Here is a 23,875-nt window from a genome sequence, read left to right as displayed (position 1 = left end):
CCATCAATCCTGGTGATGACCATAGCTGTAATAGTCATTTCCATAATTGCCATAATCCGACCCGGCTTTGCGGTTGTCGAATTTCGTCAGCACGACGCCAAGGATCGATGCACGAGCCGAACGCAAACGTCGCATGGCTGATTTGGTGCCGCCGCGATGCCCGCGATTGGCCTCGACGACAAAGACTGTTCCGGCTGCAATCCCTGCGACGATAGGGGCGTCGGCAAGGCCCAGCACGGGTGGCCCGTCGATTACAACGGCGTCGAAATCTGCCTCAAGCTCGGCGACGATCTCCGGAAACCGCATTCCACCAAGCAACTCGGTCGGGCTTGGCGGAACCGGTCCCGACGAAACAAAGGAGAGGTTCTCGTGAGAAGTTGGACGCAGTGCTGCAGAAAGCGACTGGGTTGAGGTCAACAGATCGGAAAGCCCCAGGCCATTGGGCAACCCGAGCAGGATGTGCATCGCGGGCCGACGCAAGTCGGTGTCGATTAGCACAACCTTTTTGCCCAGTTTGGCCAGTCCGACCGCGATTGCCAGACTGGTTGTCGATTTGCCTTCGCTTGCCTGACTGCTCGTTACAAACATGCTCGCCGGAAGGCCCTCGGATGTCGAATAGAGCAGAGCAGTTCGCAACGCGTTATACGCTTCGCTGACAGGTGAGCGCGGATCGGACAACTGATCGATAGGTCTTTCATCTACAGCAGGGATGATGCCAAGCGTCGTTGCCGAAAGCTTGGTCTCGACATCCTCAGGCGCGCGAATTGCGTCGTCCAACTGCTCGCGGATGAAAACAATGCCCAACGCAGCAGCAAGGCCAATCAGGATCGACAAGGCAAGGTTCAGCGGTAACTTCGGTGAATCTGGTTCGGTCGGCTGTTCGGCTTCATCCACGATCGAGATGTTGTTGGAACTGATCCCCGCCGCGGCGCTTACTTCCTTGAACCGCTGCAACAGCCCGTCATAGAGTGTTCGGTTGGTATCCGCTTCGCGCGCGAGGATGTTGAACCGAACTCCGCGGTCCTGCTCGGCCAACCGCGCGCCCTTGGACTGCCCGACCTCGGCGATTAGGGACCGTTCGCGCAGCAGAGCAGATTGATATTGATTATAGATCGAAGAGCGTATCCCCGCTGCAAGCGTGTCGATCTGCGAATTGACTTCACCAATCTGGGCCCGCAGCTGCAATACAGTTGGATGCGATTCCCTGTGCCGTTCTAGTTCTTGCTGCAACGCGGCGGTGCGCTCCGATCGCTGCTGGAGCAGCCCCTGAATGGCCTGGTTTGCAAGCACGTCGGGAATGCTTAGCGCCGGAGTGCGTTCGACCGAGCGCCACTTCTGCTCGGCAGCGATGCGTGCCGCAATTGCATCGTTAGCGGCGGCGTTGAGCTGAACCAGGCTCGCCGACGTCACTGATTGCTGGCCGGATCCACCCTCGACGTCATCTTCGGTGCGAATTAATCCTGCTTGTCGGGCATAGGCATTTACCTCCCGCTCGGACTGTTCCAGCCGCGCCTTGGTCTCAGCCAATTGTTTGGAAAGAAAGTCCCGGGCATAAGAGGAACTCTCGAACTTGCGTTCGAGATTGCTGCGGATGAATTCGGTAGCGTAGGTATTGGCAATCCGGGCAGCCAGGCGCGGATTGGGGCTGCGGAACCCGATGGTGACCAAGCGCGAGTCCTGAGGTAGCGAGATCAGCAGGTTCTCGAGCAAGAGATCAACAACCGCATCTCGCTTGGCCTGCTGAAGCGTCATGCCAGGAATTTCTTCCGGCGGCTCTGTGCCCATCGCTTCAAAAAATGAATTCGCGTCCAGCAGATTGAGCGCCTGCGCAACACGGCGAGACATCGCCCGGCTGCGCAGAATGTCCGTCTGCGTCTGCAGGAAGCGATCGGCATCCTGATATGCGGCGACCGGTTCCACCGATTGGCTTTCCAGCACCCGATCGGTTTCCTGCTCGATCTGCACACTTGCTTCCGCGATGTAGGTCGGTTGCATCAGCAGCGTCGCAATCAGACCGATGATTGCCGCAACGGTCACGATGCCTGCGATAATCAGCGCATTGCGGCGCAACAGCACCCAGATCCGGCGGAAGTCCAATCCAAATCCGGCAGGATATGGCGAACGCTCTCCATCGCCGTCGAGATCGAGATATCCGTTCCGGCCGGATTCCGCAGAGGTCGAACCAATACTCACTTGACGTTCCTCATACGAACTAGAACCGACTGAAGACGGCAAAGAACGGCGCGGTAGTGAGGAAGTCTCGGAATGCACCCTTGACCGAGTCGAACCCTACCACGACGGTATCTCCGCCTAGCAACACCGGATCATCTGCCTCGCCTTCCCGGATTGCTTTTACGTCGAATACTGCGCCCATTCGCGTGCCGTCGATGACGCGGAACACCACAACTTCATCTAGCTTTGCGACACGAGTAGGACTTTTGGCTCGCGCGAGCGCCTCCAGCAACGTCGAGGTGCCGCGGATGTCATAAACACCGGGCTCGGTCACGTTGCCTTCGACAGTGACCCGCTGGGAAACTGAGGACCGGATGAGGACAGAGACCTGCGGATTGACCAGATAGCGTTCACCGAGCCGTTGCGCGATCTCCAGCGAGAGGTCGCGAGCGGTCTTTCCGGTGGCCCTGACATCACCGATCAGCGGAAACAGCAAATTCCCCGCCGCATCGACCTGCAACTCGTCAAACGACAAGTCGGGCTCCTGAAAGACGGTGACCTGCAGCACATCGAGCGGACCGATCTCGTAATTTCTTGTCGTATCCGTTCCAGACGCGGCGGGAATTACCGAATAGGCGCTCGCACCGCGGGGGAGGTTCGGAGCAACCGAACTACATGCGCCGACGGTCGCTGCGAGCATCAACGACGTCGCCAATCGGCCCCAGTTCATTTCAAAATTTCTCCCTGATCCGCTTTCACGCCGATCGGCATCAACTGGTGAGTCGTCCGCGTGAGCAGCCCGACCGCAAATGCCGCAACACATGCGAGCGATATCGAGCGCATCGGATAATCCACCAATGAATGCAACGCAAAAACGGCCAATGCTCCCAGCGCGAAGACGGCGTGCAGCTTTGCTTCACGGCTTGGCGGGCGGCGGATCTGCCCGACCGAGCGGATCGCCAGAATTGCTGCGCTCCACAGGACCAGGATGATGCCTGCCAAGCCGGCTTCCAAAAGGAATTCCAGATAATCGTTATGGGCGCGATTGGGTCGACTGGCATCTACCAGTTCTAGTCGCTCGGCGGCAATGAAGGTCGGCTCAAACGTCCCGATCCCGGAGCCGACGGGCCAGTATTGCTGGATTGCATAGCTGGTGTCCGACCAGATCGCCGTCCGCGTCTCTTGTGTCGCAAATCGTTCGAAGGTCCGGTTGAGATTTGCGTTACCGTTCAACGTCGCCACAATCGCCAGACCGGCCAATATGGTGATGCCCCCCCCGATGATCCATCGCCGCAGAGATACGCGGTGCCAGGAAAGCATGAGGACGCAGAACACGGCCGCAACGAGGATCAGCGCCACACCCGCACGCGAGCCGGTCAGGATGGTCGAGACGGCCAACAGCCCGATCGCACCGAGGGTAACCGATTTGCCGAGCGTGGATTCCCAAATGCGCGGGGTTGCTCGCGCACTTGCGAGCACCGCTAACGCAGCGATCAGCAAAAGGTCAGCCGCAGCGTTTCGGTTGGCCTGGAATCCGGTGATGAAGCCTAGATGCGTATTCTCATAGAAACGCAGCCAATTTGCCCGGCCGCCAACCAGTTGGACTGCCCCCACGACCGCACTCGCGAGACCGAGCGCGGCAAGCACGCGCAGCAGCAATGAGCGCTCAGCTCTGGAAAGCGTGGAAACGATGCCGAACATGACGATCGGTGGGATTAACGCCAGCGCGCTTGCCAGCGTTCGATAAGGCGATACCGAGATCGGCGCCCATTCATCGGATTTTTCGACCAGCTCGAGTGCGGCGATGACCGGTTCGCGGCCTGGAAGCGCCTTCCAGAGTAACGGCGGGAGCGGCAGCAGCTGGACGATGCACAGGCACAGAAGCGCAAGCATCGGCGCCAGTAATGCCCAGTCACGAGGCATACCGCCTTTGGCGGGACTGCATGCTACGAACAGGACCGCGGCGATCAATGCGCAAAGCTCGACCGCGAGTTCCGGGGCTGGAGATGGACTGCCGCCGCCACCGAGAACGATGGCGACACAAAAAAATGCAGCGCCGATTATCACTCGATAATTCGGCGCTGCATTCATACCAAACAACTTAGACAGAGAATTCAGCCCGGGCTGTCGACTTCCGGACCATCTTCCTCGTCAACCGCGACGTAGATGCCGAGGCCGATCGCTGCCGCAGCCGCGACGCCGATCACTGCACCTTCGGCGCCGAGGTTGCTCTTCTTCTTCAGGTTGGCCGACGAGCGGACGCCCGAGACCGGAGCCGTCTGCGCCTTGGCGGTCGGCAGTGCCGAGCCCGAGCGGGTCGACTGGCCGGCATACGCTACCGCCGACGACATCATGCCCGCTGTGGCGGCGGCGATCACGGCAAACTTTACAATCCGCATCGTCAATTCCCTTTTCGTAGATAATGCTGCGAAGCCGCAATATTCGCTTGTCGCGGATATGACAAGCAACTTTCGACATCTCGCTTCCACGTGCCGCCGCAAATCTGCCGCGATGCAGCCACTGGCATTCCCCTTCGCGCGAGCTAGAACCGCGTCGATGCGTTGGACGGGCCGAATGATACTCCGCTTGTGTTGCGTGGCAGCAACACTGACCGTGATTCCCGGCATTGCGGAGCCGCGTCCGCTGAAGCCGGCAGCGGCACCTGGGACAGGCCTCGATCGCAAGTCCGATCTTCGAGCCTTGCAAGCGGCGGATCTGCGGTTGGCCGGCATCTTCTATCGCATCGCAAAAGCGAATGCCGCGCTGTGCCAGACGCTGGTTCCTGCGACCGGCCTGATCTTGCACTCTCGCTCTGCGTATCTGGGTCAATACGAGGAGGCCGCGGCCGAGCTGTTCGGCTTTGAGGCTGCGATCGGTGTCGAGGGTGTGCTGCCAGGCAGTCCCGCGGCGGCATTCGATATCCCCGACACCAGCTCGCTGACGCACATCGCCGCCGCCAACGTGCGCAGCGCGACGACCGTGCAACAGGCGCTGCGCACGATCGAACAGGCTGGAAGCGGTGGTTCGGTCGACGTGAGCCTGGCCGATCGCGGCCGGCAGCGCACGCTGCGAATTCCCACGGAGCGCATTTGCGCCGGGAGAGTGGAGGCCCAGGTATCGGCCACCGACAATGCCGGCACCGATGGTCAGACGATCCAGGTGACCACGGAGTTGATGAATCGCCTGCCCGAGGACGATCAGCTGGCCGCGGTCGTGGCGCATGAGTTCGCCCACATCGTTCTCGATCACCCCGATCGCCTCACTCGAGCGGGCGTCGCACGGGGACTATTTCGAGAGTTCGGCAGAAACCGGCGGCTGTGGCGTCAGACCGAGATCGAGGCTGACCGTCTCAGCGCCTATCTGATGGCCAATGCCGGGTATGATCCTCGCGCCGCCCAGCGCTTTTGGCTTGGGGCCGGGCGGCGCGTCGGCGGCGGGCTGTTGGCCAGCGGCACCCATATGAATGCACGGCAGCGAGCGGCAATGCTGGCGCGCGAAGCTGCAGCAATCGCTCAAATCGAGGCGCGGCCAATCATGCCCGAACTGCTAACTACGCGCGATATGCCGCTAGATTGACTATTCGGCGGCGAGGTTGGCCTGCTGACCGCTGGCGGTCAAAAACCATCGCTCGCGCCCCTCGATGCCGATCGCGGTCAACGTCCCGCTCATATAGGCGCCCGTATCGACGCCGATGCGGTCCTCGCGGATGTCGACGTCGCGGGTTGGCGTGTGGCCGTGCACCACCATCATGCCATCATTGCGAACAGCCGACAGGAACGGCTCGCGAATCCAGCGCAGGTCGCGCACATTCTGTGCATCCAGCGCCCGGCCGGGGCGGATGCCGGCATGAACGAAGAGATAGTCTCCGGAACGGATCGACTGGCGACCGCGCGCAAGGAAATCGACGTGGCTTCGCGGAATCCGCTGAAGCAGGGTCGCCGCCAGATCTTCGAAACTGCCGTGATCGGCTTCTTCGGAGGTGATTCCGTAGCTTGCGAGCGTGGCATAGCCGCCGATCGCAAGCAGCGACTTGGCCGCACTTGCCTTGCCGCGGGCCGCCTCGAGAAATATCTCTTCATGGTTGCCCAGGATCAGCTTCACGCGGTCGCTGGCCTGCGCAAGCCCGATCACGCGCTCGACAACCGTCGCCGAGGCCGGGCCGCGATCGATCAGGTCGCCGAGAAAGATGACACTGGTGCTGGCGGCGGGTCGGGCCGCGTCGTCGACAGCGATCCTCGCGAGCAGATCGTCGAGCTGATCGATGCAACCGTGGACGTCGCCAATGGCATAAATCCGCTCGCCCGGTGCAGCGGCAAAGTCTCGATACGCGACGGGAGGTTTGCGAAACAGGAATTTCATGGCGATCAAGGCATGTGGAAGCGACAAGGATCGATTTTGTTCCTGGACGCTTGGCCAGGCAGGGCGCGCACATACCCGCATGCGATGCCGCTGTCCAATCGGCGGCCTGGACGTTAGTTATCCGGCGAGCCGAAACGCTGCGCCGTGGAAAGCCGATCGCGGCTGATCCGGCCAGATGCCGCGCGTATCGTACACGTGCTTGTCCACGCGCTCATCGAGCGGCACCGATTTGAACACGTCGTGATCGACCAGCGCGATGAAGATCGGACAGCGCTCAATCGCCGCATCGATGTCGATCAGTGCTGCGCCGGTTCCCAGAAAGGCGTCGGGCAGCGCGGCGGCGTAGGGCTCGACGATGCGCACCCGCTCGCCGAACCGGTGCGCCAGCGCGAGCGCTACCTTCAGCGCGGGGCTTTCGCGGAAATCATCGATGTTCGCCTTGAACGCGAGGCCGAGGCACGCGACGGGAACGCCCGGCATCGCCTCAATCATCGCGATCGCCTTGGCGATGACATGGTCGGTCTTGGCGTCGTTGACCTCGCGCGCGGTGCGGATCAGCGGCGTGTCGTCGGGGGCACCGTGGACGAGAAACCACGGATCGACGGCGATGCAATGCCCGCCGACACCGGGGCCAGGCTGCAGGATGTTGACGCGCGGGTGGCGGTTGGCGAGGCGGATTACTTCCCAGACATCGACGCCCAGCGTGTCGGCGACGCGGCTCAGTTCGTTGGCGAAGGCGATGTTGACGTCGCGAAATGCATTCTCGGTAAGCTTGGTCATTTCCGCCGCGCGCGCGGTGGTGGTGACGCAGGCGCCGCGGACGAAGCGGCGATAGAATTGCAGTGCCTTGCGCGCGCAGCGCGGGGTGATCCCGCCGATGACCCGGTCGTTGTCGATCAGCTCGACGAGGATGCGGCCGGGAAGCACCCGCTCGGGGCAATAGGCGATGGCGATGTCGGCGCTTTCGCCGGTGCGGCCCGGGACCTTGAGGTCGGGGCGCAGCTGCGACAGCATGTCGCGCACCTTGTCGGTGGTTCCGACCGGTGACGTTGATTCGAGGATGACGACGTCACCCGGCTTGAGCACGGTGGCGATCGTCGTCGCGGCTTGCAGGACATAGCCGATATTTGGCGCGTGGTCCGCGTCGAAGGGGGTGGGGACGGCGATCACGAAGACGTCCGCGGGCTCGATCCGGGTCGAGGCACGCAGATGGCCGCGCGCGACCACGCCCGATACCAGTCCGTCGAGGTCGACTTCCTCGATATGCACTTTGCCCGAATTGACGGTCTCGACGACATGCTCGTGCACGTCGATGCCGAGCACCCTGGCGCCGGTGCGCGCGATCACCGCGGCGGTGGGCAGCCCAATATAGCCGAGCCCCAGGACAACGACCTTCAGCTCAGAATCCGAAACCATTCGCGACGACCCTTGCAATCCGCTCTGCAGCCTTGCCATCGCCGAACGGATTGTGGGCGCGCGCCATGGCCGAATAGGCATTGCTATCGTCCAGCAGGGTGAAGATTTCGGAAACGATGCGGTCTTCGCGCGGCCCGACCAACCGCGCGGTGCCCGCGGCGACGCCCTCGGGGCGCTCGGTGGTGTCGCGCATCACCAGCACCGGCTTGCCCAGCGCCGGGGCTTCCTCCTGAACGCCGCCCGAATCAGTCAGCACGATGTGCGCCATCTCGAGCGCGCGGATGAAATGGGGATAATCGAGCGGATCGATGCGCGCCACGTTGCTGCGGTCGCCAAGCATCGCGTCCATCACCGATACGACATTGGGGTTGGGATGGATCGGAAACAGGATCGCGGTGTCGTCGCGGTCGGCGATGCGTCCGATCGCACGGGCGATCTGCTCCATCCCGTCGCCGAAATTCTCGCGGCGATGCGTGGTGACGAGGATCAGGCGCTTGCCTGCAAAGCGCTGCATGAGCGGATCAAGGCCGGCAGCCATCGACGGATCGGCGGCGATTCGCTTCCGGGTGGCATGCAGCGCGTCGATGACGGTATTGCCGGTGACATGGATCGTCGCTGGATCGATATTCTCGCGGCGCAGCGCATCGGCAGACGTCTGCGTCGGCGCGAAATGCTGGTCGGCGATCGGCGCGACGATGCGGCGGTTCACTTCCTCCGGCCAAGGCTGGTAGATATCACCGGAACGCAGCCCCGCCTCGACATGCCCCACCGGGGTCTTGCGGTAATAAGCCGTGAGCGCGCCGACCATTGCGGTGGCGGTGTCGCCCTGAACAAGCACGCGGTCGGGACGCTCGGCATCCATGACCTCGCCGAGCCCGGTCAGCAGCCGCGCGGTGAGGCGGTCGAGGTTCTGGCCCGGCTCCATCAGGTCGAGGTCGATGTCGGGCACGAGCTCCGCGATCGACAACACCTGGTCGAGCAACCCGCGATGCTGCGCGGTGACGCAGACGCGCACGTCGAGGCGGGTATCGGCGCGCAGCGCCGCGATCACGGGGAACAGCTTGATCGCTTCGGGGCGGGTACCGAAAATGACGAGGATGCGGGGACGGTCGGTCATGCGCGGGACATAGCGGACGGGGCTTAAGACCGCACTAAGCCGAGCCCGATTTGCGCTACTGCTGCGCAACGACTAGGTCGGCGCCGTTCACGAAGAGGGGAAATTCCATGTCGATCAAGCCGCTGCGCAAGGCCGTGTTTCCGGTTGCCGGGCTCGGCACGCGCTTCCTCCCCGCGACCAAGGCGATGCCCAAGGAGATGCTTACCGTCGTCGACAAGCCGCTGATCCAATATGCAGTCGAAGAAGCGCTCGAGGCGGGAATCGAGCAGATCATCTTCGTCACCGGCCGCGGCAAGGGCGCGCTCGAAGATCATTTCGATGTCTCCTACGAACTCGAGGACACGATGCGCAGCCGCGGCAAGAGCCTCGCCGCGATCGAGAATATCCGCCAGAAGCCGGGCTCGCCGGTCTATGTGCGGCAGCAGGAACCGCTCGGGCTCGGCCATGCCGTGTGGTGCGCGCGCGACATCATCGGCGACGAGCCCTTCGCGGTGTTCCTGCCCGACGAATTGATGGTCGGCACGCCCGGCTTCATGGCGCAGATGGTCGAGGTCTATGCCGAGCATGGCGGCAACGTCATCGGCGCGCTCGAAGTGGCGCCCGAAGAAACCGACAAATACGGCATCATCACGCCGGGCAGGAGGGATGGGCGCGTCACCGAGGTGCTCGAGGTCGTCGAGAAGCCGAAGCGCGGTACCGCCAAGTCCAATCTGATGACGCCCGGGCGCTATATCCTCCAACCCGAGGTGCTGCGCATCCTCGACAATCCCACCACCGGCGCGGGCGGCGAAATCCAGCTGACCGATGCGATGGCGCAGCTGATCGGCAAGCAGCCGTTCCATGGCTACACCTTCGACGGCGATCGCTACGATTGCGGCGACAAGGCCGGGTTCGTGAAGGCCAATTTGGCGCTGGCGCTGGCGCGCAGCGACATCGGCGGGGACGTGCGTGACTTTGCCGCAAAACTACTGACCTAGAATGCGATCTCGACACCACCCTTGAAGGTTCGCACGACCTTGCCCTGAACCGGCAGGCCGTCGAACGGGGTATTGCCCGCTTTGGCACGCATCGCGTCGGCGTCGATCCGCCACGGTGCATCCCGATCGATCAGAATGAGGTCGGCGGGAGCGCCTTGTGTCAATGTTCCGCTCTCTATTCCAAGCACTTGCGCCGGATTGCGGGCAAGCAGCGCGAACAGCCGATCCAGCGGCAACAATTCATCGCGCACCAGCCCGAGCGCCAGCGCGAGCAGCGTCTCGGCTCCCGCAGCGCCGGGCTGCGAATCGGCGAAGGGCAGGCGCTTTTCCTCGGGTCCGCGCGGGTCGTGCCCCGAGGTCAGCACGTCGATCGTGCCGTCGGCGATCGCGGCGCGCGCCGCCTGTCGATCCGATTCACCGCGCAGGGGCGGGGACAGGTGCGCGAAGGTGCGAAAATCGGTCATCGCGATATCGCTGAGCACCAGATGGGCAGGGGTGATGCCGCAGGTCACCTTGACGCCGCGACGCTTGGCCGCGCGGATCAGGTCGAACGCGGCGGCGGTGGTGACCTGGCGAAAATGCAGCCGCGCGCCGGTCTCCTCGGCCAGCATCAGGTCACGCACAACGGCAAGCGCCTCGGCAAGCGCCGGGGCGGCGGCAAGGCCCAGCCGGGTCGCGGTCTCGCCTTCGGTCGCAACAGCACCCGCCGTCAGCGCCGTGTCCTCGGCATGCGCGATCACCGCCATTCCGCAATCAGCGGCGTAGGCCAGGATCTTGCGCATCACCCCGGCATCGGCGATCGCGTGGCGCCCGGTGGCGACGGCGCGCGCGCCGGCATCGCGCAGGATTGCGATCTCGGCGAGGTCGCTGCCGCCGACGCCGCGCGTTGCCGCCGCCAGCGGGTGGACCCACAATTCGGGTTTGCCGATCGCGGCGGCGCGCTGGACGATGCCGGGATCGTCGAGCACCGGCGACTGGTCGGGCATCAGTGCGGCGCGAACGATGCCGCCGGCCGCGAAAGCCGGCTTGTCGATGGCGAACACCCCCAGATCGACGATCGCCGGCGCCAGCAGCTTGCCGCCGCAATCGACGGCCACCGCGTCGGACGGTGCATCGAGCGTGCCGACCCCGGCGATGGCATCGCCTTTGATCAGCAGGCTGCCGGGGCGTTCGCCGCCGTTCGGACAGACCAGAACCGCGTTGTGCAGCAGCGTCTTCATGCCCAACCCTCCACGCCGCGCGCGCTTCGGGTCAGGATGTCGAGACAGGCCATGCGCACCGCGACGCCCATCTCGACCTGTTCGGTGATCGCCGAGCGGGCGGGATCGTCGGCCACGCTCGAGGCGATCTCGACGCCGCGGTTCATCGGACCAGGGTGCATCACCAGAGCATCGGGGGCTGCGCGCGCGAGCCGTTCCGGCGTGAGTCCGTAGCGCAGGTGATATTCGCGGGTCGAGGGGATGAAGGCGCCCGACATACGTTCGTTCTGCAGCCGCAGCATCATCACGACGTCGGCGCCCGCCAGCGCCGCATCGAAATCGGTGAACGGAGTGACGCCCATCCGCTCGATCGCGGCAGGCATCAGCGTGGTCGGAGCAACGACCCGCACTTCCGCGGCGAGCGCCGTCAGCGCGAGGATATTCGAGCGGGCAACGCGGCTGTGCAGGATGTCGCCGCAGATGACGACGCGCTGGTTGGCGATCGACCCGCGCCGCCGACGGATCGTCAGCGCGTCGAGCAATGCCTGGGTGGGGTGTTCGTGCCGCCCGTCACCGGCGTTGAGCACCGGGCAGGCGACCTTGTCGGCGATCAGCTGCACCGCGCCCGAACTGCCGTGGCGGATGACGATGACGTCGGCGCGCATCGCGTTGAGCGTCATCGCGGTGTCGATCAGCGTCTCGCCCTTTTTCACCGAGCTTTGCGCGGCGTGCATGTTGACGACGTCGGCGCCAAGCCGCTTTCCCGCGATCTCGAACGACAGGAGGGTGCGAGTCGAATTCTCGAAAAACGCGTTGATGATCGTCAGCCCCTCGAGCCGTTTGTCGCTCTTGGCATGTGCACGGTTGGCCCCGACCCACTGCTCGGCCTCGTCGAGCAGGAAGGTGATCTCGTGCGGCTGAAGGCCGGAGATGCCGGTCAGGTGCCGGTGCGGAAACGCCTCGCGGCCCTTGAGGACCGCGGACGGGCTGTGATCGGACGCCTGCATCAAGCGCGCCGATTAGCCGCGGCTTTGCGAAGCGACAACCATTTGAGCACTGGATGGCCGGTAAAGTGGAGAAAGTGGAGAGTGTCGCACGGCTTTCTCCGGTTCGCAGCGCAGTTCAAGAAGGCGGTGCGGGTAGAGACGGCGGCTGCGCGATTCATGCCAGGCATAAAGCACGCAGGAGCGCTGTAGGACAGCGGTTTCGCAATCAGGAAAAGGCCCAGCGCAGCGTCCGTGCGATCCCGCCAGTCCCGGCGCGGACGAGCGGCGCGGTGAGCATGCCTGCTTCCAGTCCGTGCATCCGCTGTGCCCAGACGGGAAGGAGGTCGATCCCCGCCCGCATCGCCATCGCCTGGAACGGTTCGGCGACGAGGCGTGGCGCGCGCTGGGCCAGCAGGATGCGCTGGACCTCCCGCGTGCGGGCATCGACGATCAGTTCGGGGCGGTATGACGCGATCAGCTTGTACGCCTGCGCGCGCGTCGTCGGCAAGGGATCGGCACCGAGCGCCTGACCGATCCGCGCCACTTCGGCAAAATAGCGGTCCTGGTCGATGCGCGACATGCGCGGCTCGCCATAGCGGATCCAGCCGTTCAGGAAGCTGCTGGTTTCGGTGACGTGGACCCAGGCGAGCAGATGCGGGTCGCTGGCTTGATAGGCGCTGCCGTCGGGAAGCGTGCCGCCGACATGGTCGTGGATGCGGCGCACGCGGTCGATCGCCGCCATGGCGTCATCGCGATCGCCATAGGTGGTCTGCGCGATGAACCGCGCGGTGCGCCGCAGGCGGCCGTGCATGTCGGCGCGAAAGTTCGAATGGTCCCACACGCCCGCGAGCACCTTGGGATGAAGCATCTGAAGGAGCAGCGACGATACGCCGCCGGCGAGCATCGCGATAACGTCGCCGTGGACGCGCCACGTCACGTCGGTCGGCGCGAACAGCGCATTGTCAGACCGCGGCACCGGCTTCTGCCCCCGCGCGCTGTCGTTGAACAGCGCGCGGACTTCGCGGATGATGACCCGGCGGACGGGAGCGGCAAGGGAAGGGGTCGGCATCGGATGACAGATAGGTTGCATCCGGGAGTTCCCAACTGCGCGGGTGGCCGGGGCGCTGTCGCGCGCCGAATCGCTGCCACAAATTTTTTCAGTCGCGCGGTCTGAACCGCGCCCGTCCATCGCACATCGATATGAGCGGTTTCGCTATCGCTTGCGCGGCCTCTTGTAAGCCGCGCGGATCGACGCAAAGGAACCAATGATGCACTATATGCTGATGTTCAACGAAACCGCTGCCGAGATGGCCAAGCGCGACCATCCGCAAGCAGCCGCCGCCTATTGGGGAGGGTGGACCGCGTATATGGGCGCCATCGCGCAAAGTGGAGCGATGGTCAGTGGCAACGGGCTGCAACTGCCCGAAACGGCGACCACGCTGCGGGTTGGCGAAGGCCGGCGGCATGTCGCCGATGGCCCCTTTGCCGATACCAAGGAGATGCTGGGCGGATATGTGATCATCGATGTCCCCGATCTCGACAGCGCGCTCGAATGGGCATCGCGCGCGCCCTGCGCCACTGCTGGGTCGGTCGAAATCCGGCCAGTGCTGCCCGCTCCCGTCCATTGAGCGCGCGGCGATGAACGGGCGATCGCGCCGGACCGCGGCAGGCGATGCCGAAGCGGCGGCGCGATCGTCGTACGGAAGGCTGCTGTCGATCGTCGCAGCAAGAAGCGGAGATATCGCGTCGGCCGAGGACGCGCTGGCCGACGCCTTTGCCGCCGCACTCGAGCAATGGCCCCGCGACGGCGTCCCGGGCAACCCGCTGGGTTGGCTAATCGCCGTCGCGCGTCGCCGCGCCGGTCGCAGCGCCGAACGCGACCGAACGGCAGTCCGGGGCGCTCAAACCGTCCTGCTGTTGCATGCGGAGCGGGCAATCGCTGGCGAACCGGGGTGGAGCGACCGGCGGCTGGAACTGATGTTTGCCTGCACGCACCCGGCGATCGCGCTTGAAGTACAGGCACCGCTGATGCTGCAAACGGTCCTTGGGGTCGACGCCGCGACGATCGCAGCAAGCTATCTGATATCGCCGGCCAGCATGGGACAGCGACTGGTGCGTGCCAAACGGCGGATCCGGGATACCGGAATCGCTTTCAGGGTGCCCGACGCCTCCGACCTAGCCGAGCGAATCGAGGCGGTGCTGTCCGCCATCTATGCCGCCTATGGCACGGCCTGGGACGATGTGATGGGGGCGGATGGCAGGCTGGCAGGTCTGGCTGACGAAGCCATCTGGCTCGCCCGCGTGCTGGTCAGACTGCTGCCCGACGAACCCGAGCCGATCGGACTGCTGGCGCTGATGCTCTATTGCGAGGCGCGCCGGCCCGCGCGCCGCGACGCCGATGGCGAGTTCGTGCCGCTTCTTTCGCAGGATACCAGCCTTTGGGAACCGGCAAAGTTGCGGGAAGCGGAATCGCTGTTGCGCGACGCCGCGGCAAAGGCGCGGCCGGGGCGGTTCCAGACCGAAGCAGCGATCCAGTCGCTGCATGTCCAACAGCGCCTGACCGGGGAGCGCTTCGCGTATCCGCTCGCGCGTCTGTATGACGTGCTGGCGGGTTTCGCTCCGACGGCCGGGGCATTGTCGGCACGCGCCGTGGCGCATGCCGAGTGCGGAAACGCGGTCGCAGCGCTTGGCATGCTGGACGCAATCGAAGGGATCGAGGGCTATCAACCCTGGTGGGCGGCCCGGGCCCGGATTGCCTCGCTTGCGGGCGACGCCATTGAAGCCGAACGTTCAGCCGCGATCGCTGCCGGGCTCACGTCTGATCCGGCGATCCGCCGGTTCCTGCTCGACGGAGCCTATCGTCACCGCGATTGAGATGCGCGAGCCCTCACCCGGCAACCAGCGCGTCGATCGCGGCCTGGAGGATGTGCGCCGCCGCCATCGAGTCGATCCGCTCGGCACGTCTGGCGCGGCTCATGTCCTGTTCGATCATCACGCGCTCGACGGCGATGGTCGACCAGCGTTCATCCCACAGCAGGATCGGCAGGGCGATATCCTCGCAGTTGCGGGCGAAGGCGCGGGTCGACTGGGTCCGGGGCGAATCGCTGCCGTCCATGTTGAGCGGCAGTCCGATGACCAGGCCGCGCACGGACTGCGCAGCGATGAGCGCGACGAGATCGGCCTTGTCCTGCGTGAACTTGCGGCGGCGGATGAGCGGGGCCGGGCTGGCGAAGGTCCAGCCCGCGTCGCACAGCGCGGTACCGATGGTCTTGGTGCCGACATCGAGGCCGAGCAACCGGCCGCCGCCGGGCAGGGCTTGGCGAAAGGGAGTGCGATCGGCGGTAATCATGGCCCGCTCTTCCTTCCGCGCGCAGGCGGCGGAGTCGAGCGCTATGTTCCGGCACCGTCCGGGGTCATGCCCGCGAACGCCGCCATTCGTCGGGCCGCGTCGGCGCGGACGTTCGCCCAGAACAGGCTGTAGTCGAACACGTGGTAATTGTTGCCCGGCAGAACATAGGGTCCCATCTCCGGCCCCGATCCGATCATCAGCAGCCCGCGCCCCTCGCAGCGCGCAGGCACGCGGCCGGGCTCGAGCGTCGCGCTGGTCAGGTCGCTCGACGGGAACAGCGCGCCCAGATTGACGTCGGCGGTCGCGGCGGTGTCGGGCGTGCCGGTCAGCGGATTGGTACATACCATCGCGGTCCCGGCGCGCGAGACGCCGGTAAAGCCCGATGTGGCGTCGAACGTGTCGAGGATCAGCGACGGGTCGGCAGGTTCGGCAAAGCTCTGCCACGACAGGATGCAGCCGGTCTGGTCGGCGGCGGCGCATTCGGGCAGCCCCATCGCGGGGAGGTCGGCGGATTTGGAAACCGGCCAGCCGACGACATAGGCCGCGACGATGCGCTGTGCGAGCGGTTGGCCGGCGACGCGATCCTTGAGCAGATGGGTGAGGTGCAGCGCCCCCTGGCTGTGCCCGGCAAGGATGATCGGGCGATCGGGGCCGACCTCGACGAGGAACTGGTCGAACGCGGCAAGCACGTCGCGATAGGCGAGGCCGAGCGCCTGCTTCGCGCTATCCTCGCTCGTAAGGAACGCGCCGAACGTCGCCTGGCGATAGCGCGGCGCCCAGATCGCGCCGACTTCGTTGAACGCCGATGCCTGGCCGCGCAGGAAGATCGCCGCGCGGTTGTTGGCTTCGGCATTGTCGAGCGGGGCATTCCACTGCGCCCGCTCGAGATACGACGTCGGGTGGACGAAGAACACCGCGGCGGGCGGGCTTTCGGCGGCGGCGAACCCCTCAGGGACCCACAGTGCCGGATTGTTCGGTTTGTCGGGGCGAGCGATCCACATATCGGCATCGGCATAGGTGGTGCGGGGCATCGCCGGCTGCGCCTGGAACGCGGCCGAGGGCACCATCGTCTGGCGCAGGATCTGCGCGCCGAAATAGCGATAGGCAAAGGCGGAAGCGATGGCGAGCACGATCAATACCAGTACGACATAGAGGAACTTGCGGGCCAAGTGCGGCTCTCCATTGTGCAATGCAGCATAAACTGCCGGGCGGCAATTTCGCTCCCGTGCGACATGGATGCGGATGGCGCAACCGTGGGCGGGGGCGGCTGGACGCTTGAAGCGGTCGAAACCGGGTGCTAGCCGCGCTGCCATGTCTGTGGAACCCGCAACCGTGCAGCGTATCGCGAGCCTCGCCAGGATCGCGATCACCCCGGAGGAGGCGGCGCGCCTCGCGCCCGACCTGTCCAACATCCTCGGCTGGATCGAGCAGCTGGGCGAAGTCGACTGTGCCGGCGTCGAACCGATGACCGCGGTGATCCCCAACAGGCTGCGGCTACGCGACGACGTGGTCACCGATGGTGACGTGCGCGACCTGGTGCTGGCCAACGCCCCGCAGGCCGAGCACGGCTTTTTCGCGGTGCCCAAGGTGATCGAATAATGACCGAGTTGACCGATCTGGGCGTCGCGGCGATCCGCGACGGCGTCCGCAGCGGCGCGTTCTCGGCGCGCGACGTCGCCGACGCATTTGTCATCGCGGTAAGCAAGGCCAAGGCGCTCAACGCGTTTATCGTCGAAACCCCCGACCACGCAGTCGCCGCCGCAAAGCGCGCCGATGCGGCGCGCGCCGCGGGCGAGGTGCTGGCGCCGCTGGCGGGTGTGCCGATCGGGATGAAGGACCTGTTCTGTACGCAAGGCGTGCAGACGACGGCGGCCAGCCACATTCTGGAAGGCTTCGTACCGACCTATGAATCGACGGTTTCCGGCAAGCTATGGGACGCCGGGGCGGGGATGCTCGGCAAGCTCAACCTCGACCAGTTCGCGATGGGTTCGTCGAACGAGACCAGCTTCTTCGGCAATGTGATCTCGCCCTGGAAGCGCAATGACGGCGGCAATGCCGCGCTGGCGCCGGGTGGATCGTCGGGCGGATCGTCGGCGGCGATCGCGGCGCGGCTGTGCCCGGCGGCGACCGGCACCGACACCGGTGGCTCGATCCGCCAGCCCGCCGCGTTCACCGGCATTTCGGGGATCAAGCCGACCTATGGCCGTTGCTCGCGTTGGGGCGTGGTGGCGTTCGCGTCGAGCCTCGACCAGCCGGGGCCGATGGCGCGCGACGTGCGCGACTGTGCGATCATGCTGGAGGCGATGGCCGGGTTCGATCCCAAGGACGCGACGTCGCTCGAGCTTGCGGTGCCGCAGTGGGAGGCCGGACTGTCGCCATCGATGGCGGGCAAACGGGTCGGCATTCCCAAGGAGTATCGGGTCGATGGCATGCCTGCCGAGATCGAGGCGCTGTGGAGCCAGGGCATCGAGTGGATGCGCGACGCCGGAGCCGAGATCGTCGAGGTGTCGCTGCCGCACACCAGATACGCGCTGCCGGCCTATTACATCATCGCGCCTGCCGAAGCGTCGTCGAACCTCGCGCGCTATGACGGCGTACGCTACGGGCAGCGCGAACTGCCCGACGGCGCCAATTTGCAGGACATGTACGCCGCGACGCGCGCGGCCGGGTTCGGACCCGAGGTCAAGCGCCGCATCCTGATCGGCACCTATGTGCTGTCGGCAGGCTATTACGATGCGTATTACACCCAGGCGCAAAAGGTCCGGACGCTGATCGCGCAGGATTTCGAAAAGGCGTGGGAGACGTGCGACGTGCTGCTCACGCCGACGGCGCCATCGGCGGCGTTCGCGCTGGGCGAGGTCGCCGATCCGCTGGCGATGTACCTCAACGACGTGTTCACGGTGCCGTCATCACTCGCCGGGCTGCCGGCGATGAGCGTGCCGGGCGGCCTAGACGCGGCCGGCTTGCCGCTAGGGCTGCAGATCATCGGACGACCGCTCGACGAACAGGGCGTGCTGAACGCCGGGCTGGCGATCGAACAACGCGCCGGCTTTGCAGCGCGGCCGGAAGTGTGGTGGTAATAGACAGGTAATACCCGCTATGGTATTACCTGTACCATGAGCAAGATGACCAATTTGACTGTCAAAGGGCAAGTCACGATCCCGAAAGACGTGCGCGACGCACTCGGCCTGCGAGCCGGAGAGCCGGTTGAGATCGACTGGCGCGGGGGCGAAGAGGCCGTCATTCGAAAGGGGTCGCTGGGAATTGAGGAACGCAAGCGTCGCCGCGAGGCGATGCGGGCGCGGATCGATTCTGCGGCAGAGAAGTACCGGCATTTAAGGACGGGTCAGAGCACCGACGACTACATGGCCGACTTTCGTGAACCATTGCCTTGATCCTGCTGGATTCGAACGTTGTCATCGACCTGATCGAAATCGGCTCGGCGGAGGGCGATTGGGCGCGGGCGTCGATGGAGGCATTCGCCGATAGTGAGACGTTTGGGATCAACCTGATAATTCGAGCCGAAACGGCTTCACGTTTTCGGACGGTCGATGAACAATCGGAATACTTCTCCGACATTGGCATCGAAAGCTGGCCGATCGACGACGTTGCTGCCTGGCGCGCCGGTCAGGCATTCAAACTTTATCGTCAACGCGGTGGCGCGCGCGATACGATCCTTGCCGACTTTCTGATCGGCGGTCATGCCGCCTACATTGGCGCCGCACTGATGACACGCGACCGCAGGTTAGATCGATATTTTCCCGAACTCACCCTAATTACTCCAGAGACGCATCCTCATGGCTGACACCGACGCTTCCACCTACCGCATCCACGGCGCGACCGGCGACTGGGAGGTCGTGATCGGCCTTGAGGTCCATGCCCAGGTGACGTCGAACGCCAAGCTGTTCTCGGGCGCATCCACGCGGTTCGGGGCTGAGCCCAATACGCAGGTGTCGCTGGTCGACGCGGCGATGCCGGGGATGTTGCCGGTGCCAAACCGCGAATGCATTCGCCAGGCGGTGCGCACCGGTATGGCGATCGATGCGGCAATCAACAAATGGTCGCGGTTCGACCGCAAGAATTATTTCTACGCCGATCTGCCGCAAGGCTATCAGATCAGCCAGCTCTACCACCCGCTGGTCGGCGAGGGGACGATCGCGATCAGCCTCGACGACAAGGATCCCGACGCCGTCACCAAGGATGTCGGCGTCGAACGCATCCATGTCGAGCAGGACGCCGGCAAGCTGATGCACGACCAGCATCCCACGCGCAGCTATGTCGACCTCAACCGGTCGGGCGTCGCGCTGATGGAGATCGTCAGCCGTCCCGACATGCGCTCTCCGGCCGAAGCCGGCGCCTATGTGCGCAAGCTGCGCTCGATCCTGCGCTATGTGGGGTCATGCGACGGCAATATGGAGGAAGGATCGATGCGCGCCGACGTCAATGTCAGCGTGCGCAAGCCGGGCGACGCATTCGGCACCCGTACCGAGACCAAGAATGTCAATTCGGTCCGCTTCGTGATGGCGGTGATCGAGCATGAGGCACAGCGCCAGGTCGACGTGCTCGAAGCGGGCGGGAAGATCGTCCAGGAGACGCGGCTCTACGATCCCGATCGCGGTGAGACGCGCTCGATGCGGTCGAAGGAGGACGCGCACGACTACCGCTATTTCCCCGATCCCGATCTGCTGCCGCTCGAACTCGACGACGCGTTTCTCGACGAATGCCGGGCCAGCCTGCCCGAATTGCCCGATGCCAAGCGGCACCGCTACGTCGCCGAACTGGGCCTGTCGCCGTACAATGCGGCAGTGCTGACGGCGGAAGCCGATACCGCGCACTGGTTCGAGGCGTTGCTGGCCGAATGCGGCGACGGCGTGTCGGCCAAGGCGGCGGCGAACTGGGTGATGTCCGACCTGTTCGGCGCGCTCAACCGACTGGGCAAAGACCTCGAGACCTCGCCTGTGTCGCCAGCGCAGGGCGCCGAACTGCTGGCGCTGATCGCCGACGGCACGATTTCCAACACGCTGGGTAAGCAGGTGTTCGAGATCATGCTCGAAACCGGGCAGGGCGCAGGTGCCATCGTCGAGGAACGCGGGTTGAAACAAACCAGCGACACCGGTGCGATCGAAGCGGAGATCGCCAGGGTGCTGGAAGCGAACCCCGACAAGGTCGCCGAATATCGCGGCGGCAAGGACAAGTTGTTCGGGTTCTTCGTCGGCCAGACGATGAAGGCGATGGGCGGCAAGGCCAATCCGGGCGTCGTCAACGATCTGCTCAAAAAGGCGCTGGGCTGATGCGGTCGATCGTCGCAGTGCTGGCCGCACTGTTCGCGGCGCCGGTGGCAGCGCAGGACGCGCCGCCAACCAGCCTGCCGCGCGTCGCAATAGAGACGACTGCCGGAACGATGACGGTCGAGGTTAACACGGACAAGGCGCCGATCACGGGGAAGAACTTCCTGCGCTATGTCGATGAGAAGAAGCTGGACGGCGTGACCTTCTACCGGGTGGTGAAGGTGCAGCCCGAATTCGGCTTCGTGCAGTTCGGCGCGCTCGGTGACCCGAAGAAGACCCTTCCGCCGATCGCGCACGAGCCGACCAGCGCGACCGGCCTGTCGCACACCGACGGAGTGTTGTCGGTCGCACGGCTGGAAGCCGGCAGCGCGCGGGGCGAATTCACGATCATGGTCGGCGACAACAGCTATGGCATGGATGCGGGCAACGCGCCTGCGGACAAACTGGGCTACGCAGCCTTTGCCCGGATCGTCGAGGGGCGCGACGTGCTGGTCAAGATTCTCGACACGCCGATCGACCCCACCAAGGCAACACAGGGCGCGTTCAAGGGCGAGATGCCCGCCGCACCGGTCAAGGTCGTGCGCGCGCGGCGGGTCGGGGAAGACTGAGCCGAAATTTATTGCGCGTCGCGGTCCTGGTTCTTGGTTACCCCGCCCGTGCCGCCGACGCCATCGGGAACGCCGCTGGGTTCGAGCGGCGAGGTGTCGCCACCCTGCACGTTCTCGATGTCTCGATTCTCGCCTTCGACCGCGCGCTCGATGTCGCTGCGATCGTCATGGTCGGCGGCTGGCAGGCTGTCGGGATGCGGATCGGGGTCGGTCATGTCGCGGTCCTTTGCAAACGGGTTCACGCCACCGGCTGGCCCGGCGCGATGCCGGGGTCGCCGCCGGGCATCGGGTCGGGCACGTCGATATCAGGGGCGGGGGGCGAGATCTCGGGTGGGGGGGCATCGGGCATCGTACCGGGGTTGCCGGGCTGACCGGGATGCGGCGGCGCTTCGTCGGGCGGGGTGGTCGGCTGGCCGGGTTCGCTCGGCCGCTCGGGGATCGGGGGTTCGACGGGCATGGACGTCTCCTTCGCCGCATCAACGCGCTGCCGCGCCGGACGTTGCGCGGGACGCCGATTTCGGCGTCTTGCCCAACTGCCCATGACTGCTATAGACGCCGCCGACCGACGGTGTCCTTTCAGCGGGCGTGGCGGAACTGGTAGACGCGCTTGGTTTAGGTCCAAGTATCGCAAGATGTGGGGGTTCGAGTCCCTTCGCCCGCACCAGCTCCGCCCGGCTTTGCGGGCGGAGGCCGCACCAATGATTCCATTTCCACTATCAGGAAAGCGCGAGCGAGAATGCAGACTGTCGAGACGCTGAACCAGGGCCTCAAGCGCGCCTACACGATCACGATCACCGCCAAGGACATCGACAAGAAGGTTGATGCCGAGGTTCGCCGCGTCGCGCCGCAGATCAAGATGCCCGGTTTCCGGCCGGGCAAGGTGCCCGCGAACCTCGTGCGCAAGATGCACGGCGAGGCCATCGCGCAGGATGCGCTCAACACCGCAATCCAGTCGGGCGTGCAAAAGCTGGTGGCCGACAACAACCTGCGGCCGGCGATGCAGCCTTCGGTCGAACTGGCCGACGGCTATGCCAGCGGCAAGGATGCCGAGGTCAAGGTCGAGCTGGAAATCCTGCCCGACGTGCCGACGCCGTCGATCGAGGGGCTGAAGCTGGAACGGCTGATCGTGTCCGCCGACGACGCCAAGGTCGACGAGCAGATCGCGCAGCTCGCGTCGCAGAACAAGCAGTATGACGACGCCCCCGCCAAGCACAAGGCGAAGACCGGCGACCTGGTGGTGATGGATTTCGTCGGCAAGGTCGACGGCGTGCCGTTCGAGGGCGGCACCGGCGAGGGCATGTCGATCGAGATCGGATCGGGCCGGTTGATCCCGGGCTTCGAGGACCAGATCGTCGGCGTCAAGAAGGGTGACGAGAAGCAGATCAACGTCACCTTCCCCGACGATTACGGCGTCGAGACGCTCAAGGGCAAGCCGGCGACGTTCGACCTCAAGATCACGGACGTGCGGATCGCGGGCGAAACCAAGATCGACGACGAGCTTGCCAAGGGGCTGGGGCTGGAAAGCCTCGAACAGCTGCGCGGCCTGCTCAAGGGGCAGATCGAGAGCGAAACCGGACAGCTGACGCGCACCTACATGAAGCGCAAATTGCTCGACCAGCTGGCGGCGGGGCATGATTTCCCGGTGCCCGAGGGCATGGTCGAAGCCGAATATAACCAGATCTGGGCGCAGTTGCAGCAGGAAGCCCAGCGCGAGGAGGATCCGGCCGCGGCGCTCAAGGAACTCGAAGGCGAGACCGCCGAATATCGCGCGATCGCCGAACGGCGCGTGCGGCTGGGCCTGCTGCTGTCAGAAATCGGGCAGCAGAACGGCGTCGAAGTCAGCCAGGCCGAGATGAACCGGCTGGTCGCGCAGGCCGCACAGCAGTACCCGCAGGATCAGCGCGAGCGGTTCATGCAATATGTCCAGTCCGAGCCGATGGCGGCGGCGCAGCTGCGCGCACCCCTCTATGAGGACAAGGTCGTCGACTTCCTGTTCGAAAAGGCCGAGGTGACCGAGCGCGAAGTCAGCCGCGAGGAGCTGGAAGCCGCGATCGAGAGCGAGGAGGGCATGGTCCCGCACGTCCACGGACCGGATTGCGGGCATGATCACGAGCCCGCCGCCAAGCCTACCAAGAAGAAGGCGGCTGCCAAGAAGACGACCGCCAAGGATGTCGAGCCGGCCGAGCCGGACGCGCCGGCGGAAGTTGCCGAGCCCAAGAAGAAGGCCGCAACCAAGAAGGCTGCTGCTCCGGCCGAGGCGGTGAGCGAGGAGGCTCCGGCCAAGAAGGCGCCTGCTGCCAAGAAGGCCGCCGCCGCCAGCAAGGACGACACGGTCAGTGAGGCGCCGGCCAAGAAGAAGGCGCCTGCCAAGAAGAAAGCGGCCGCGGAGTAACACGCCCCTCTC

25 protein-coding genes and 1 tRNA gene are annotated in these 23,875 nt (G+C 64.9%); 12 read left to right on the top strand and 14 right to left on the bottom strand.

Annotation, left to right across the window (positions count from 1 at the left end):
- Nucleotides 1-3 precede the first annotated feature (3 nt).
- From FHY50_RS05900 to FHY50_RS14180, 4 genes are read right to left on the bottom strand one after another with little or no spacing between them, the layout of a single operon-like run.
- Complete coding sequence (locus FHY50_RS05900; RefSeq protein ID WP_166745516.1) at nt 4-2,193, bottom strand: GumC family protein; 2,190 nt, start codon at nt 2,191-2,193, stop codon at nt 4-6.
- Nucleotides 2,194-2,212: 19 nt separating this feature from the next.
- Nucleotides 2,213-2,902, bottom strand: coding sequence for a polysaccharide biosynthesis/export family protein (locus FHY50_RS05895; protein ID WP_140047585.1), 690 nt, complete (start codon nt 2,900-2,902; stop codon nt 2,213-2,215).
- Nucleotides 2,899-4,263 carry an O-antigen ligase family protein gene (locus tag FHY50_RS05890; protein WP_140047584.1) on the bottom strand — a complete coding sequence of 455 codons (1,365 nt, stop codon included), beginning with the start codon at nt 4,261-4,263 and terminating at the stop codon, nt 2,899-2,901. Before FHY50_RS05890 ends, FHY50_RS05895 begins: the two co-directional genes overlap by 4 nt.
- Nucleotides 4,264-4,286: 23 nt before the next feature.
- On the bottom strand, nt 4,287-4,571 hold the full coding sequence (locus FHY50_RS14180) for a hypothetical protein (protein WP_166745515.1): 285 nt from the start codon (nt 4,569-4,571) through the stop codon (nt 4,287-4,289).
- A gap of 196 nt (nt 4,572-4,767) precedes the next feature.
- Between FHY50_RS14180 and FHY50_RS05885 the strand changes: the two genes are divergently transcribed.
- Nucleotides 4,768-5,748 carry a M48 family metallopeptidase gene (locus FHY50_RS05885; RefSeq protein ID WP_166745514.1) on the top strand — a complete coding sequence of 327 codons (981 nt, stop codon included), beginning with the start codon at nt 4,768-4,770 and terminating at the stop codon, nt 5,746-5,748.
- On the opposite strand, the gene FHY50_RS05880 is transcribed toward FHY50_RS05885, so the two are convergent.
- The 3 genes from FHY50_RS05880 to wecB all read right to left on the bottom strand — a co-directional run bounded on the left by FHY50_RS05880 (nt 5,749) and on the right by wecB (nt 9,064).
- A complete protein-coding gene (locus tag FHY50_RS05880) occupies nt 5,749-6,531 on the bottom strand; it encodes a metallophosphoesterase family protein (RefSeq protein ID WP_166745513.1) in 783 nt (260 codons plus the stop codon).
- A gap of 117 nt (nt 6,532-6,648) precedes the next feature.
- On the bottom strand, nt 6,649-7,947 hold the full coding sequence (gene wecC, locus FHY50_RS05875) for a UDP-N-acetyl-D-mannosamine dehydrogenase (RefSeq protein ID WP_140047581.1): 1,299 nt from the start codon (nt 7,945-7,947) through the stop codon (nt 6,649-6,651).
- Entirely contained in the window at nt 7,931-9,064 is a 1,134-nt protein-coding gene (gene wecB / locus FHY50_RS05870) for a non-hydrolyzing UDP-N-acetylglucosamine 2-epimerase (RefSeq protein WP_140047580.1), read from the bottom strand. The genes wecC and wecB overlap by 17 nt, the downstream gene beginning before the upstream one ends.
- 107 nt (nt 9,065-9,171) lie before the next feature.
- On the opposite strand from wecB, the gene galU reads away from it, so the two are divergent.
- Complete coding sequence (galU, locus tag FHY50_RS05865; RefSeq protein ID WP_140047579.1) at nt 9,172-10,041, top strand: UTP--glucose-1-phosphate uridylyltransferase GalU; 870 nt, start codon at nt 9,172-9,174, stop codon at nt 10,039-10,041.
- On the opposite strand, the gene FHY50_RS05860 is transcribed toward galU, so the two are convergent.
- The 3 genes from FHY50_RS05860 to FHY50_RS05850 all read right to left on the bottom strand — a co-directional run bounded on the left by FHY50_RS05860 (nt 10,038) and on the right by FHY50_RS05850 (nt 13,295).
- The gene (locus tag FHY50_RS05860) at nt 10,038-11,261 is read right to left on the bottom strand and encodes a dihydroorotase (protein ID WP_140047578.1); all 1,224 of its coding nucleotides are present in this window, start codon (nt 11,259-11,261) and stop codon (nt 10,038-10,040) included. The two genes, galU and FHY50_RS05860, sit on opposite strands and share 4 nt — an antisense overlap.
- The gene (locus tag FHY50_RS05855; RefSeq protein WP_140047577.1) at nt 11,258-12,247 is read right to left on the bottom strand and encodes an aspartate carbamoyltransferase catalytic subunit; all 990 of its coding nucleotides are present in this window, start codon (nt 12,245-12,247) and stop codon (nt 11,258-11,260) included. Before FHY50_RS05855 ends, FHY50_RS05860 begins: the two co-directional genes overlap by 4 nt.
- A gap of 205 nt (nt 12,248-12,452) precedes the next feature.
- On the bottom strand, nt 12,453-13,295 hold the full coding sequence (locus tag FHY50_RS05850; RefSeq protein WP_140047576.1) for an oxygenase MpaB family protein: 843 nt from the start codon (nt 13,293-13,295) through the stop codon (nt 12,453-12,455).
- A 196-nt stretch (nt 13,296-13,491) separates the two neighbouring features.
- Here FHY50_RS05850 and FHY50_RS05845 point away from each other — a divergent pair, with 196 nt between their 5' ends.
- Both FHY50_RS05845 and FHY50_RS05840 read left to right on the top strand, forming a co-directional pair.
- Nucleotides 13,492-13,854 carry a YciI family protein gene (locus tag FHY50_RS05845; RefSeq protein ID WP_244935303.1) on the top strand — a complete coding sequence of 121 codons (363 nt, stop codon included), beginning with the start codon at nt 13,492-13,494 and terminating at the stop codon, nt 13,852-13,854.
- A gap of 10 nt (nt 13,855-13,864) precedes the next feature.
- Nucleotides 13,865-15,100 carry an RNA polymerase sigma factor gene (locus tag FHY50_RS05840; protein ID WP_140047574.1) on the top strand — a complete coding sequence of 412 codons (1,236 nt, stop codon included), beginning with the start codon at nt 13,865-13,867 and terminating at the stop codon, nt 15,098-15,100.
- Between the two features lie 13 nt (nt 15,101-15,113).
- Here the strand turns inward: FHY50_RS05840 and ruvX are convergent, their stop codons facing one another.
- Nucleotides 15,114-15,575, bottom strand: a complete 462-nt coding sequence (gene ruvX, locus FHY50_RS05835) for a Holliday junction resolvase RuvX (protein WP_140047573.1) — start codon at nt 15,573-15,575, stop codon at nt 15,114-15,116.
- A 41-nt stretch (nt 15,576-15,616) separates the two neighbouring features.
- Nucleotides 15,617-16,744 carry a DUF3089 domain-containing protein gene (locus FHY50_RS05830; RefSeq protein WP_140047572.1) on the bottom strand — a complete coding sequence of 376 codons (1,128 nt, stop codon included), beginning with the start codon at nt 16,742-16,744 and terminating at the stop codon, nt 15,617-15,619.
- Between the two features lie 142 nt (nt 16,745-16,886).
- Here FHY50_RS05830 and gatC point away from each other — a divergent pair, with 142 nt between their 5' ends.
- The 6 genes from gatC to FHY50_RS05800 are packed head-to-tail and all read left to right on the top strand — an operon-like array spanning nt 16,887 to nt 21,471.
- On the top strand, nt 16,887-17,174 hold the full coding sequence (gatC, locus tag FHY50_RS05825) for an Asp-tRNA(Asn)/Glu-tRNA(Gln) amidotransferase subunit GatC (RefSeq protein ID WP_140047571.1): 288 nt from the start codon (nt 16,887-16,889) through the stop codon (nt 17,172-17,174).
- A complete protein-coding gene (gatA, locus tag FHY50_RS05820; RefSeq protein ID WP_140047570.1) occupies nt 17,174-18,655 on the top strand; it encodes an Asp-tRNA(Asn)/Glu-tRNA(Gln) amidotransferase subunit GatA in 1,482 nt (493 codons plus the stop codon). Before gatC ends, gatA begins: the two co-directional genes overlap by 1 nt.
- Nucleotides 18,656-18,691: 36 nt before the next feature.
- The gene (locus tag FHY50_RS05815; protein WP_140047569.1) at nt 18,692-18,970 is read left to right on the top strand and encodes an AbrB/MazE/SpoVT family DNA-binding domain-containing protein; all 279 of its coding nucleotides are present in this window, start codon (nt 18,692-18,694) and stop codon (nt 18,968-18,970) included.
- A complete protein-coding gene (locus tag FHY50_RS05810) occupies nt 18,967-19,380 on the top strand; it encodes a type II toxin-antitoxin system VapC family toxin (RefSeq protein WP_166745512.1) in 414 nt (137 codons plus the stop codon). The genes FHY50_RS05815 and FHY50_RS05810 overlap by 4 nt, the downstream gene beginning before the upstream one ends.
- Nucleotides 19,373-20,866 carry an Asp-tRNA(Asn)/Glu-tRNA(Gln) amidotransferase subunit GatB gene (gene gatB, locus FHY50_RS05805; RefSeq protein WP_140047567.1) on the top strand — a complete coding sequence of 498 codons (1,494 nt, stop codon included), beginning with the start codon at nt 19,373-19,375 and terminating at the stop codon, nt 20,864-20,866. The genes FHY50_RS05810 and gatB overlap by 8 nt, the downstream gene beginning before the upstream one ends.
- Nucleotides 20,866-21,471, top strand: a complete 606-nt coding sequence (locus FHY50_RS05800) for a peptidylprolyl isomerase (protein WP_140047566.1) — start codon at nt 20,866-20,868, stop codon at nt 21,469-21,471. The genes gatB and FHY50_RS05800 overlap by 1 nt, the downstream gene beginning before the upstream one ends.
- 8 nt (nt 21,472-21,479) lie before the next feature.
- On the opposite strand, the gene FHY50_RS05795 is transcribed toward FHY50_RS05800, so the two are convergent.
- Both FHY50_RS05795 and FHY50_RS05790 read right to left on the bottom strand, forming a co-directional pair.
- The gene (locus tag FHY50_RS05795; protein WP_140047565.1) at nt 21,480-21,686 is read right to left on the bottom strand and encodes a hypothetical protein; all 207 of its coding nucleotides are present in this window, start codon (nt 21,684-21,686) and stop codon (nt 21,480-21,482) included.
- A 23-nt stretch (nt 21,687-21,709) separates the two neighbouring features.
- The gene (locus FHY50_RS05790) at nt 21,710-21,928 is read right to left on the bottom strand and encodes a hypothetical protein (protein ID WP_140047564.1); all 219 of its coding nucleotides are present in this window, start codon (nt 21,926-21,928) and stop codon (nt 21,710-21,712) included.
- Nucleotides 21,929-22,050: 122 nt separating this feature from the next.
- Between FHY50_RS05790 and FHY50_RS05785 the strand changes: the two genes are divergently transcribed.
- Together FHY50_RS05785 and tig are read left to right on the top strand one after the other, a co-directional pair.
- Nucleotides 22,051-22,135, top strand: a tRNA-Leu gene (locus FHY50_RS05785).
- A gap of 72 nt (nt 22,136-22,207) precedes the next feature.
- Nucleotides 22,208-23,863: a trigger factor gene (gene tig / locus FHY50_RS05780; RefSeq protein ID WP_140047563.1), complete on the top strand. Its 1,656-nt coding sequence runs from the start codon at nt 22,208-22,210 to the stop codon at nt 23,861-23,863.
- Nucleotides 23,864-23,875: the final 12 nt, after the last annotated feature.

Source organism: Sphingomonas japonica, from assembly GCF_006346325.1.
Lineage (GTDB): Bacteria > Pseudomonadota > Alphaproteobacteria > Sphingomonadales > Sphingomonadaceae > Sphingomonas > Sphingomonas japonica.
The sequence above is the reverse complement of the archived record's forward strand: the minus strand, read 5'-3'. Positions and strand labels throughout refer to the sequence as shown.